This is a genomic window from Nocardiopsis sp. TSRI0078 (assembly GCF_001905145.1).
GTDB lineage: Bacteria > Actinomycetota > Actinomycetes > Streptosporangiales > Streptosporangiaceae > Nocardiopsis.
Window position 1 is genome coordinate 370,826 of the sequence record NZ_LWLB01000001.1, and the last position, 12,386, is coordinate 383,211.

Sequence of the window (12,386 nt, forward strand, 5' to 3'; positions counted from 1 at the left end):
CCCCTCCAAACCGTAGCGACACCCCGTCCACTGATCCGGTTGTGGGCGAGACGGGCCGCTGCTGGGGGCAGTGGACGTCCGCCCGGGACCAGGGCGGGCCCGGGCCGGTCCGGGAGGGGCGCATTGACCACAGTGCTGATCGCGCATTTCGTCGCGGCTGCGATCGCGCCCTTACTGGTGCGCCAGTGGGGCCGCAACGCCTTCCTCGCGCTCGCCGTCGTCCCCGGAGCGTCCACCGTCTGGGTCCTCTTCCAGATGCCCGCCCTCCTGCGCGGGGAGACGCTCTCCACCTCCCTGTCCTGGGCCCCCGAGTTCTCGCTCCGCCTCGGCCTGCACATGGACGGCCTGAGCCTGGTCATGACGCTCATCGCCGCGGGCGTGGGCGCCCTGATCCTGGTCTACTGCGCCCGCTACTTCAACGACTCCGAACCCGGCCTCGGACGCTTCGCCGGGGTGTTCGTCGCCTTCGCCGGGGCCATGCTCGGCCTCGTGCTGGCCGACGACCTCATCCAGCTCTTCGTGTACTGGGAGCTGACCACGGTCTTCTCCTACCTGCTCATCGGGCACAGCACCGAGCTCAAGGAGAGCCGGCGGTCGGCCATGACGGCCCTGACCGTCACCACCTTCGGCGGCCTGGCGATGCTCGTCGGCATGGTCGTGCTCGGCGAGGCCGCCGGGACCTACGTCATCTCCGAGATCGTCGCCGCGCCTCCCGGCGGCACCGCGGTCGACGTCGCGCTCGCCCTGGTGATGGTCGGCGCGATGTCCAAGTCGGCCCTGCTGCCGTTCAGCCTGTGGCTCCCCGCCGCCATGCGCGCCCCCACGCCGGTCTCCGGTTACCTGCACGCCGCGGCGATGGTCAAGGCGGGCGTGTACCTGGTGGCCCGGCTCACCCCCGCCTTCCACGACGCCGTCGTCTGGCAGTACACGGCGCTGTTCTTCGGCACGGTCACCATGGTCCTGGCGGGCTGGAAGGCGCTGCGCCAGTTCGACCTCAAGCTCGTCCTGGCCTACGGCACCATCAGCCAACTCGGCTTCCTCATCACGCTGCTGGGCGCGGGAACCCGGGCCGGGGCCCTGGCCGGGATCTCCATGCTCGTCGCGCACTCGCTGTTCAAGGCGCCGCTGTTCCTCGTGGCCGGCGTCATCGACCACAGCACCGGAACGCGCGACCTGCGCGAGCTCTCCGGCCTGCGCACGTCCATGCCCGGCTCCTTCTGGACGACGGTCGTGGTCCTGGCCTCGATGGCGGGCCTGCCGCCCACCCTCGGGTTCGCCGCCAAGGAACTGGCCTTCGGCGCCTTCGCCCACGGCGACGGCGTCGACACCGCGGTCCTGGTCGGCATCACGGTGGGCAGCGTCCTCACCGTCGCCTACAGCCTGCGCTTCCTGTGGGGCGCCTTCTCCGTCAAGGAGGACGTGGCGTCCACGCAGGTCCACGCCCCCGGCCCCCTCTTCCAGGCGCCCGCCGCGGTCATGGCCGGGCTCGGGCTCCTGGGCGGCCCGCTCTCCAGCATGGTCGACCCCCTCCTCGCCGTGTACGCGGACACCGTCCCCTCCGCCCCCGGCGCGGAGGAGAAGCACCTGGCCCTGTGGCACGGCTTCGAGCTCCCGCTGCTGCTGTCGGCGGTGTGCGTCCTCGGCGGCCTGGCCATGTTCGGCCTCCGCCACCAGGTCGTGTGGATGGGCAACCGGACGGCGCTGCCCGACCCCAACCGGGTCTACCGCCGCATGCTCGCCTGGCTGGAGAACCTGGCCCTGCAGGTCACCGGCAGCACCCAGCGCGGTTCGCTGCCCATCTACCTCGGCACGATCCTGGTCGCCCTGGTCATCGCCACCGGATGGTGGATGGTCGGCGGCCGGATCTGGGACGGCGACTACCCGCGGCCGCGCCTGTGGGACTCCGCCGTGCAGGTCATCCCCGCCCTGATCATCATCGTCACCTCCCTGTTCACCCTGTTCGTACGGCGCCGCCTTTTCGCGGTGATCCTCGTCGGCACCGGCGGCTACGGCGTCGCCACCCTCTTCTACGTGATGGGCGCCCCCGACATCGCGCTCACCCAGTTCCTCGTGGAGACCGTCAGCCTGGTGGTCTTCGTGCTGGTGCTTCGCCGCTTCCCGCCCCGCTTCTCGGCGCCCGCCCTGCGCGGCCGCCGGATGTGGAACCTGGCCCTGGGGCTGGCCACCGGCGTCGTGGTCGCCTCGATGACCTGGTACGCCCTGGCGGGGCGCCGCGAGCCGTCCATCGCGCAGGAGTACCCGGCCGCGGCGAAGGAGGCGGGCGGCGAGAACATCGTCTCGGTCCTGCTGCTCGACGTCCGCGCCTGGGACACCATGGGCGAGATCTCGGTGCTCGCCGTCGCGGCCGCCGGCGTGGCCAGCCTGATGTTCGTGCGCCGCCGCGCCCAGCCCCGCAAGGCCCCGGGCGGCGTGATGGCCCTGTCGGTCACCCAGCCCCCCGAGCCCGCCGAGGACCAGGACAGGGCCGACCTCGGAGGGATCCGGATCGCGCCGCAGGACATGCACATCAAGCCCAAGTGGCAGCACACCTGGCTGCCGGGCGCCGACGCCCTGCCCACCGAGCGCCGGTCGGTCATCTTCGAGGTCGTCTCGCGCTTCCTCTTCCCGGTGGTCATGGTGATCTCGGTGTACCTGCTGCTGACCGGCCACGGCTCGGTCGGCGGCGGCTTCGCGGGCGGGATCGTCGCGGGCCTGGCGTTCATCGTCCGCTACCTCGCCGGAGGCCGGTTCGAGCTGTACGCCAGCGCGTGGGTGCAGCCGGGAGCGCTGATCGGCACCGGCCTGGCCGTGGCCACCGGCACCGCGCTGGGCGGTGCGGTCTTCGGTACCAACGTCCTGGCGGGCGGCCACGCCTACATCGACCTCTGGATCCTGGGAACGGCCCACGTCTCGGTCTCCATGATCTTCGACATCGGCGTGTACCTGCTGGTCATCGGGCTGATCCTGGACATCCTGCGCAGTCTCGGCGCGCGTATCGACGAGCAGATCGAGCGGAACGCCGCGCACGAGAAGGCGGACGCCCGGGGCAGGGACGCAGAACCCGCCGAGGAGGTCATCTCGTGAACGAGTCACCCAGTCTGGCCCTCGTCATCGTCGTCGGCGTCCTCGTCGCGGTGGGCGTCGTGCTCCTGCTGGAGCGCAGCCTCACCCGCGTGCTCCTCGGCTTCATCATGCTGAGCAACGGCGTCAACCTGATGATCCTGGCCATGGCGGGCGAGCCCGGCAGGCCGCCGGTCCTGTGGCTCACGGATCCCGAGGACATGACGGACCCGCTGCCGCAGGCGATGATCCTGACCGCGCTCGTCATCACCCTCGGCGTCACCGCGTTCCTGCTGGCCATGGCCTACCGGAGCTGGCAGCTGGAGGGCAACGACGAGGTGCAGGACGACGTCGAGGACCTCCGCATCGTCCAGGGCGAGGGGCGGCGCGCCGTGCGCCAGCGCTTCCTCAAGGAGCGGCGCAGGCTCCAGGCCGACATCCGCCGCCAGCGCGCCGAACTCCAGGCGACCATCGCCGTCGCCGACGCCCAGGAGCTGGCCGAGCAGGCCCGCATCAAGGCCGAGATCGCCAGGGCGCAGGCCGAGCTGGCCCGCTACGAGCTGGAGGCCGAGGACCACGATCCCGACGAGAAGTCCCAGGAGACCATGCGCCGCCTGAGCGACCGCGCGGAGAGCATGACCGCCCAGGTCCAGGAGCTGCGCGGACGGATCCGGCAGGGACGCAGGCGGCTGCGCGAGCACCGGCGGGCCGACCGCGCCGCCGAGCGCGAGCTGTGGCGCGAGCTGCGCCGCCGCGTCCGCTCGCAGCGGCGCCAGGCGCGCCAGACCATGCGGGCCGAACGCGAGCGCCTGGCCCGTGCCGAGGACAGCGACCTGCAAGGGAGCGAGTGACCATGGGTGTGGACCACCTCTCCGGGATCCTGCACTACCTCATCCCCCTGCCGGTCGTGCTTCCGCTGTTCACGGCCGGTGTGAAGCTGGCCCTCGGCATCCGCTGGCCGCACCTGCAGCAGTGGCTGAGCGTCATCTCCCTGACCCTGGTCCTGGCCATCGGCCTGGTGTTGATGCTGGGCGTGCACGAGTACGGTCCGCTGGCCGTGCAGGTGGGCGGCTGGGAGGCGCCGATCGGCATCACCCTGGTCGCCGACCGGCTGTCCGCGCTCATGGTGACGGTGTCGGCGGCGGTCACGCTGGCCGTGCTGGTGTACTCCGTCGGCCAGGGCATGGCGGGCAAGGCCGAGGTGGCGCCCCTGTCGGTGTACCAGCCGACCTACCTGATCCTGGTGGCGGGCGTGTCCAACGCCTTCCTGGCCGGCGACCTGTTCAACCTCTACGTCGGGTTCGAGATCCTGCTGACCGCCAGCTACGTGCTGCTGACCCTGGGCGGCACGCAGTCCCGCATGCGGGCGGGCGCCACCTACGTCGTGGTGTCGCTGGTGTCGTCGGTGCTGTTCCTGATCGCCGTCGCGCTGGTCTTCGGCGCCACCGGCACGGTGAACATGGCCCACCTCGGCGAGCGGCTGCCGGAGCTGTCCACCGACCTCAGGGCGACCCTGCAGATCATGCTGCTGTTCGCCTTCGGCATCAAGGCGGCGGTGTTCCCGCTGGCCGCCTGGCTGCCCGACTCCTACCCGACGGCGCCCGCGCCGGTCACCGCGGTGTTCGCGGGCCTGCTCACCAAGGTGGGCGTGTACGCGATCATCCGCACGCAGACCCTCCTGTTCCCCGGCGAGCAGCTCAACGTCCTGCTGATGTGCGTGGCGCTGGCGACCATGGTCATGGGCGCCCTGGGCGCGGTCGCGCAGACCGACATCAAGCGTCTGCTGTCGTTCACGCTGATCAGCCACATCGGGTACATGGTCTTCGGCGTGGCCCTGGGCAGCGACCAGGGCATGGCGGGCGCGGTGTTCTACATCGCGCACCACATCACGGTGCAGACCACGCTGTTCCTGGTCACCGGCCTGATCGAGCGCCGGGGAGGGTCCACGTCCCTGGACCACCTGGGCGGACTGGCGCGGATCGCGCCGGTGCTGGCGGTCCTGTTCTTCATCCCGGCGATGAACCTGGGCGGCATCCCGCCGCTGTCGGGTTTCCTCGGCAAGATCGGCCTGCTGCAGGCCGGCGTGCAGGCGGGCACGCCGCTCGCCTACGTCCTGGTGGGGACGTCGGTGCTCACGAGCCTGCTCACCCTGTACGTCATCGCCCGGGTGTGGAACTACGCGTTCTGGCGAAGGCCCTCCGAGGGCATGGTGGCCGAGCCCGGTACCGTGCTGGAGGACACCGAGGCCGAGGACCCCTCCACCGCGGCGCTCGGCCCCGCCGAGGCGGTCGGCCCCTCCTCCCGGCTGAGGGACACCGCGACCGCGGCCACACCGGTGGTCACGTCGGTGGTCCTGCCGAAGAGCATGGTCGGCGCCACGGTGGCGCTGGTGGCGTTCAGCGTCGCCCTGACGGTGTTCTCGGGCCCGCTGATCGAGTACTCCTACGAAGCGGCGGTCGAGCTCCAGGCACGCACCCTCTACATCGAGGCGGTTCTCGGAGGCGACCGGTGACCAAGACGACCAACCCGCGGAAGAGAAGCCTCGGCCTGATCTCGCTGCGCAGACGCCTGGGCAAGGTCCAGATCCCGGTCGCGCTCGGCATGACCCTGGTGTGGATGCTGCTCTTCAAGGGCTTCCAGCCGCGCCCGGAGTCGCTGGGCCTGCTGGTCCTGGGCTTCCTGGTGTCGGTGCTGATCATGGTGCTGTTCCCGATGCCGCCGATCACCCCGGGTCCCCGCTTCCACCCGGTGAACCTGGTCCGGCTGTTCCTGCACGTGCTCGTCGAGATGGTCTTGGCCAGCTTCCAGGTGACCGTGCTGACCTTCAGGCCCGGGCGCGTGCACAGCTCGGTGGTGGCGGTGCGGATGCGCACCGACTCGGACCTGATGATGGTGTGCACCGCGATCGCCGCCTCGGTCATCCCCGGCACCCTGATCGTCGAGGTCAACCGGCCCGAGCGCATCCTGTACGTGCACATGCTGGGCGTGGGGGACGACGAGGCCGTCGAGAAGGGCCGCCGGGACGTCTGGAAGCTGGAGAGGCGGTTCGTGATGGCCCTGGGCACCCAGGAGGACATCGCCGCCCTGCGGGCCGGAGGGCCCGAGGAACTCGAAGAGCAGAAGAGGCACGAGGGGAAGGAGGGGTCGTGAACGCCCTGTGGATCGCCATCGGCGTCATGCTCGGACTGGCGGCGCTGCTGGGCATGGTCCGGATGCTGATGGGCCCGAGCGTCCTGGACCGGGCCCTGTCCGTGGACGTGCTGCTCGCCTCGGCGCTGACCGGCGCCGGGGCCTACGCCGCCTTCCACCGCGACCCCACGGTGCTGCCGACCCTGCTGGTGCTGTCCCTGCTGGGCTTCGTCGGATCGGTCAGCATCGCCAAGTTCGTCGCCCGGCGCGCGCTGGGAGAGCACATCCCCTCGACGACCGGGTCGCACCCCACCTCCGCGACGCCCACCGACGCCGTTCCCGACTCGGAGAAGGGGGAGAACCCGTGAGCGAGCAGTTCGTCACCGTCCTGGACTGGGTGGCGGTCCTGTGCATCCTGGCCGGCGCGGCGCTCTCCCTGGTGGCCGGGGTGGGACTGGTCCGCTTTCCCGACCTGCTCTCGCGCATGCACACCGCCGCCAAGCCGCAGGTGCTGGGGCTGCTCCTGGTACTGGTGGGGATCGGTATCCGGCTGGTCCCGGTGGAGACCAACGTGTTCAACGTCGGGACGCTGATACTGGTGGCGCTCTTCCAGGTGGTGACCATCCCGGTGGCGGGCCACATCACCGCCCGGGTGGGCTACCGGACCGGGCGTATCGACGAGAGCCTGATGGCGCGCGACGAGCTCGCCGCGCGCCTGGCGTCCGACGACGAGATCGCCGGGGGCGGGGGCGACATGTCCCGGTAGGCGCACGGAGGGGCGCCTCAGAGGTGCTCCGCCTCGTCGTCGGCCATCGGTCGGGAACGGATGAGGAGACGGCCTCCGGTCGGCGCATCCGGGATCACCCCGCGGACGCATCCTCCCCGGGGCCGTCCGCCAGGGCGGCCAGCGCGACCGTCATCGCCACACGGGCCTCGGGGTCGTGCAGCCGCAGGTCCGCGACCGCGCCCATCCGGCGCAGCCGGTAGCGCACCGTGTTCGTGTGCAGGCCCAGGGACTCCGCGGTCCGCCCCAGGTCCCCGTGCGCGTACAGCCAGGTGCGGAGCGTACGCACGTGGTCCGTTCCGTGCTCGGCGTCATGCCGTACCAGGTCCGCCACCGGGTTGCGGACGGGCAGGCGGCCGCTCTCGGCCACCAGCCGCAGGCGGCGCAGCAGCACGAGGTGCCAGGCGTCGTCGTAGACGAGCGCGTCGGCCCCCTCCGGCGCCCGCCCGTGCAGTGTCAGGCACTCGTCCGCCTCCTGCCTGCTCGCGGGCAGGCCCGCGACGTCGGCGACACCGCCCACACCGGCGACGAGGCCCGGGGACCCGTGCAGGCCGCGCAGCGTGGAGCGCACCCACTCCACCGCGGGAGCGGGGTCGTCCCCACAGGGCAGCACCGTGTACACGGTGGTCCCCAGCAGCGTGCTGCGCCCCGGGCGCGACCACCCGAAACCGGTGGTGACCTGTTCGAACAGGTGGAGGATCGCGGCCTCGGGCTCGCCGCCGGCACGGGCCTGGAAGGCGATCACCCGCAGCCCCTCGGCGAGCAGGCCGATCCGTCCGGCCGTCTGCGCCGGGTCGGCCGACCCCTCCAGGAGGTCGATCACCGACTCCGACTCGACCTGCCTCTCCAGGTCGCTGCTCACCCGGGCCCTCAGCATGTGCAGGCCGACCGTGTACGCGCCCTCGCGCAGCGCCCGCGACCGCTCCGCGTCCAGCGGGGCCGTGCACACCACCCACAGCGACCCCAGGAGTTCGCGGCCCACCCGTATGGGCACGGCGGTGCGCCCGCCCATCCCGAGCGCGGGCACACCCGGGACGAACCGGGGTTCGGTGGAGGCCGCCAGCCGGGCGAACACCCCGTCCGCGTCGAACCGCTCCCGGACCGCCTCCGGCACCCGCCGGTCCACCAGGGTGTGGCGCCGCACCGGATCGGTGTCCCCCTGGGAGGCGGAGTAGGCGATCACCCGGGACGCGCGGTCCTCGATGGTGACGGGCCCGCCGACCTCGGAGGCGATGGTGTCGGCGAGCGCGAACAGGTCGCTGGGTCCGCGTCCGGCCTCGGTCTCGCGCCCTTCCAGCACCAGCCCGTAGACGACGCCGGATATCTGGCTCCACGACACCGCGGGGTCCACGGTGAGGAGGGCGGGGCCGCTCTCCCGGAGGCGCCCGCGCACCTCGTCGTCGGGACCGTCCGCGGACCGGACGATGACGACGGTCGCGCGGGCCCGTTCGGCCAGGCGCACGGCCTCGGCCGCCGAGTCCACGCCGACCGCGAGGAACGCGTCGCCCAGGAGCAGGGTGTCGTCGGTGGGATCGTGCATGGCCACGCTGCGCAGCTCCCGGCGGCGCAGCGACTCCGGGCCGGCCAGCCGGGCGCCGTACCCGCCCAGGACGTTGACGAGACGGTCGAGGTGGATCACGTTTCCCCACTTCCCCCGGCAGGGGCGTTGTCCTGTTCCCACAAAGAGCGGTCAGCTGATTGTGGCCTGAGGATAACGCCCGGCACGACGGCCATGGACACACTCGTCATGAGCGGCAGTACCCCCGGCCCTCGCTGTGTTTGCCCGTCCGCGGCCCGGTCCGCGGGCGGCCCTGTGAAGACAAGGAACGTCCCATGGCGAAGACCACCGAACGCTGGATGACCCGGGAGGCCCACGAGCGGCTCCTGGAGGAGCTCCGGGCACTGCGCGCGCTACCCGATGACGGCCCCGGGACCGGGGCGGACGGGGGCGCGGGGGGCACACTCCCCGCGCCCCGCTACATTCACGACCCCGCGGTGCGCCAGGCCCGCATGCAGACCATCGAGAGGCTGCTCAGCGAGGCCGTGGTGGAGGAGGCCGCCCCCGACGACGGGATCGCCTCCCCCGGCAAGGTGCTCACCATCCGCTACGACGGCGAGGAGGAGACCGAGGAGTTCCTGCTCGGCGTCCGGGACGCGTCCGTGGCGGACCGGATGGCCGTGTACTCCCCCGACTCCCCGCTGGGCGCTTCGCTGATGGGCGCCCGCCGCGGCGAGCGGCGCACGTTCACCGCGCCGCGCGGCGCGGTCATCGGGGTCACCCTCGTGAACGCGCAACCGTACCGGAGCGCCGTCGCGCACTGATCCGTCCGCGCCGGCCCGTCCGCACGACGGCCCGGCCCCGGGGCCGGGCCGCCTCGGAGGTGTCGCCTCAGAACGCGGAGGCCGCACCGTGGCCCGGTGTCCGGACACCGGGTCACGGTGGGCGGACATCCCGCGCGGGCCCCGCGCGGGATGTCCGCGATCCGGCGCAGGTCCGCGACCGCGTCGGCCTCCAGCGCCACCAGACGCCACACCAGCTCGATCGTGTTCGCCGGTTCCACCGGGCCCTCCAGGCCACGGGGCCCGTCCTGCGACTCCCCGGACCCGGACTCCATCGTCACCCGCCAGCGGCCGTCCGCCTCCGTGACCGGCGACGGGAGGCACGCGGGCTCGTGCCCCTGGACGCGAACGCGCAAGCGGGTCATGGGACTCGTGTCCGAAGGGGACGGGATGTGATGGAGACGGGACGTGTCCGGTGCCGCGGAGGTGGTACCGCCCGCGCCGGAAGGGGTCCGAAGGCCTCCCGTGCGCAAGGTCCGCTTCCTCTCCGCACACCCTGATGTGATCCATGGCACACAACCCCGTCGTCACCACGGGAAACACCCGCCCTCCTAAAACACATGCGGTTACACCGGTTGACGCGAGCGTTACTAAATGATCACTTAGTTTCCAGTCTCTACCCGCTATCCAAGGAGACGGCCGTGATCAACCGCAGACTCTTCCTCGGAGGAGCGTCCCTGGCCGCCGGGGTCCCCCTGCTCGGCGCCTGCTCCCCGTCCGGCACCCAGGCATCGCTCCAGTCGGACACGAGCGGCGGCGCCAACCCGGGGGCGCTCCCGGTCGGCATCACCAACGAGACGGGGCGCTACTCCGACAGCGAGGTGCTCGTCTACATCGTCGGCACCGACCTGACCACCGACCGGCACTGCTGGGTGGACTCCGGCGGGGTCCCGCACCCCGTCAGCGTGGACGACAACACCGACGGCGGATACGCCGACTACGCGATCCCGCTCGACGCCCTGCCCGCCGACATGACCCTGCCCTACATGTCCGGCCGGATCTACATCGCGCTCGGCGGCAAGCTCGGCATCCGCATCGTCCTCGACGGGAACGGCGCCCCCGCCCTCCAGCTCCCCGCCGGCTGGGTGGAGAGCGACCACGGGTTCGGTGTGCCGCACGACTCGGTCGAGTTCACCCACAACGAGGACGGGATGTTCTGCAACACCAGCATGGTGGACCAGTTCAGCGTCCCGATCGGTATCCGGCTGACCGGCGACGCCGACCAGACCACCGGCACGTTCGCGCCCGGCGGACGCGCCGCCGTGTTCGAGACCCTCGCCGCGGACCCCGTCTTCTCGTCGCTCGTCGTCGACGACCTGCGTGTGATCGCCCCCGGGCACGGGATCGACGCCGGGCTGTTCCCCGCCGACTACTACGACCCCTACATCGACGAGGTCTGGTCCCACTACACCGCCCACGACCTGCGGGTCACCACCAACGCGGGGACCTTCACCGGACGGGTCCAGGGCGACCGGTTCGTCTTCGACGGCGGCGTGTCCCCCATCTCCCGGCCCTCGACCAGGGACGTCTTCTTCTGCGACGGCAACCTGGCCGCCCCCAACGACGGGCTCACCGGCCCGGTCGCGGCCATCCTGGGCGCCGCCCTCAACCGGTCCACCCTGCTGACCTCCGCCGAGCAGCCCACCAGCGACCCCGGCACCTTCTACCGCGCGCAGACCACCAACCGCTACGCCGGGGTCTTCCACGAGCACACCCTGGACGGCAGGGCGTACGGGTTCGCCTTCGACGACGTGGCGGGCTTCGCGTCCTACATCCAGGACCACGCTCCCGCCGAGCTCGGGATCACCCTGACGGCCTTCTGACCACCCCGCCCGCCGACCCGGTCACCGGGGAACCGTCACCGCGCGTGGGGGTGCGGTCCGGGGACCTGCCGGTGCGGTGGGCCGGGGTGTGGTGGGCCGGGGTACGACGGGCGCCGCACCGTGCCCGGCGGTACGGTGAGCGCCCGCCCCGGCCCTCACAGGTCGGCCAGCCCCAGCGGGCCGTCCGGAGCCGGGACGAAGTGGCGGGCCACGTCGTCGTCGGTGACCGCCTCCAGGGAGTCGGGCACCCACTTGGGAGAGCGGTCCTTGTCGACCACCTGCGCCCGGATGCCCTCCACCAGGTCGGGCGAGGACAGGGCGGCGCAGGAGACCCGGTACTCCTGTTCCAGTACGGCCTCCAGGCCCGGCAGTCCGCGGGCACGGCGCAGCGCGGCCAGGGCCACCTTCACCGAGGTCGGCGACTTGCGCGCGACGGTCTCGGCGGCCAGTGCCGCCTCCGGGTCGCCGTGGTCGCGCAGCCGGGCCACGACCTCCTCGGCCGTGTCCGCGGAGTAACAGGCGTCGATCCAGTGCCTTCGGGATTCGAGGGCCGGTGCGGGCGCGGGCTCGGCGAACCGGGCCACCGTCCCGGCGACCCCGTCGGCCGCGGTGTCGGCGAGCGCGGCGGTGAGGTCGGCCAGCCGCTCCGAGGGGACGAAGTGGTCGGCCAGGCCCAGGTACACGGCGTCGCCCGCGCCGACCGGCTCCGCCGTGAGCGCCAGGTGGGTGCCGGCCTCCCCCGGCGCCCGGGACAGCAGGAAGGTGCCGCCGACGTCGGGTACGAACCCGATGGTGGTCTCGGGCATGCCGACCAGGGAGCGCTCGGTGACGATCCGGACCGAGCCGTGCGCGGACACGCCCACGCCACCGCCCATGACCACGCCGTCCATGAGGGCGACGTAGGGCTTGGCGTAGCGGGCGATGTGCGCGTTGAGGAGGTACTCGTCGCGCCAGAACGCGGCCGCCTGCCGGCTCCCGTCCCGGGCGCTGGAGCGGATCGCGCGGATGTCGCCGCCCGCGCACAGACCGCGTTCCCCCGCGCCGTCGACGAGGACCGCGCTGACCGCGTCGTCGTCCTCCCAGTCGGTGAGCGCCCTCCGGAGGCGCCCCACCATGGCGTGGTCGAGGGCGTTGATGGCGCGCGGCCGGTTCAGGGTGAGGCGGCCCAGGCGTCCCTCGACGCGGGCCAGGACCTTGTCCCCGTCCTCTGGCACGGCCTGTCCGCGAGCGGTGGTCGGGTTCGTGGCCAC

At 72.3% G+C, this 12,386-nt stretch carries 10 protein-coding genes; 8 read left to right on the forward strand and 2 right to left on the reverse strand.

Annotation, left to right across the window (positions count from 1 at the left end):
- The first annotated feature begins 132 nt into the window (after window positions 1-132).
- The 6 genes from A6A08_RS01695 to mnhG are packed head-to-tail and all read left to right on the forward strand — an operon-like array spanning window position 133 to window position 6,955.
- The gene (locus tag A6A08_RS01695; RefSeq protein WP_073700695.1) at window positions 133-3,084 is read left to right on the forward strand and encodes a Na+/H+ antiporter subunit A; all 2,952 of its coding nucleotides are present in this window, start codon (window positions 133-135) and stop codon (window positions 3,082-3,084) included.
- Window positions 3,081-3,911, forward strand: a complete 831-nt coding sequence (locus tag A6A08_RS01700) for a Na(+)/H(+) antiporter subunit C (protein WP_073700696.1) — start codon at window positions 3,081-3,083, stop codon at window positions 3,909-3,911. The genes A6A08_RS01695 and A6A08_RS01700 overlap by 4 nt, the downstream gene beginning before the upstream one ends.
- Before the next feature lie 2 nt (window positions 3,912-3,913).
- Window positions 3,914-5,572: a Na+/H+ antiporter subunit D gene (locus A6A08_RS01705; protein WP_199866814.1), complete on the forward strand. Its 1,659-nt coding sequence runs from the start codon at window positions 3,914-3,916 to the stop codon at window positions 5,570-5,572.
- On the forward strand, window positions 5,569-6,210 hold the full coding sequence (locus tag A6A08_RS01710) for a Na+/H+ antiporter subunit E (RefSeq protein WP_073700698.1): 642 nt from the start codon (window positions 5,569-5,571) through the stop codon (window positions 6,208-6,210). The genes A6A08_RS01705 and A6A08_RS01710 overlap by 4 nt, the downstream gene beginning before the upstream one ends.
- Window positions 6,207-6,557, forward strand: a complete 351-nt coding sequence (locus A6A08_RS01715) for a monovalent cation/H+ antiporter complex subunit F (RefSeq protein WP_073700699.1) — start codon at window positions 6,207-6,209, stop codon at window positions 6,555-6,557. Before A6A08_RS01710 ends, A6A08_RS01715 begins: the two co-directional genes overlap by 4 nt.
- Window positions 6,554-6,955 (forward strand): monovalent cation/H(+) antiporter subunit G, encoded by a 402-nt coding sequence (mnhG, locus tag A6A08_RS01720; protein ID WP_073700700.1) that lies wholly within the window; start codon window positions 6,554-6,556, stop codon window positions 6,953-6,955. The genes A6A08_RS01715 and mnhG overlap by 4 nt, the downstream gene beginning before the upstream one ends.
- Window positions 6,956-7,049: 94 nt before the next feature.
- Here the strand turns inward: mnhG and A6A08_RS01725 are convergent, their stop codons facing one another.
- Window positions 7,050-8,612: a CdaR family transcriptional regulator gene (locus tag A6A08_RS01725; protein WP_073700701.1), complete on the reverse strand. Its 1,563-nt coding sequence runs from the start codon at window positions 8,610-8,612 to the stop codon at window positions 7,050-7,052.
- Between the two features lie 194 nt (window positions 8,613-8,806).
- Between A6A08_RS01725 and A6A08_RS01730 the strand changes: the two genes are divergently transcribed.
- Together A6A08_RS01730 and A6A08_RS01740 are read left to right on the forward strand one after the other, a co-directional pair.
- Complete coding sequence (locus A6A08_RS01730; RefSeq protein ID WP_073700702.1) at window positions 8,807-9,295, forward strand: GreA/GreB family elongation factor; 489 nt, start codon at window positions 8,807-8,809, stop codon at window positions 9,293-9,295.
- A gap of 659 nt (window positions 9,296-9,954) precedes the next feature.
- On the forward strand, window positions 9,955-11,136 hold the full coding sequence (locus A6A08_RS01740; RefSeq protein ID WP_073700704.1) for a beta-1,3-glucanase family protein: 1,182 nt from the start codon (window positions 9,955-9,957) through the stop codon (window positions 11,134-11,136).
- Between the two features lie 155 nt (window positions 11,137-11,291).
- Here A6A08_RS01740 and A6A08_RS01745 read toward each other — a convergent pair whose 3' ends face one another.
- Window positions 11,292-12,386, reverse strand: coding sequence for an enoyl-CoA hydratase/isomerase family protein (locus tag A6A08_RS01745; protein WP_073701057.1), 1,095 nt, complete (start codon window positions 12,384-12,386; stop codon window positions 11,292-11,294).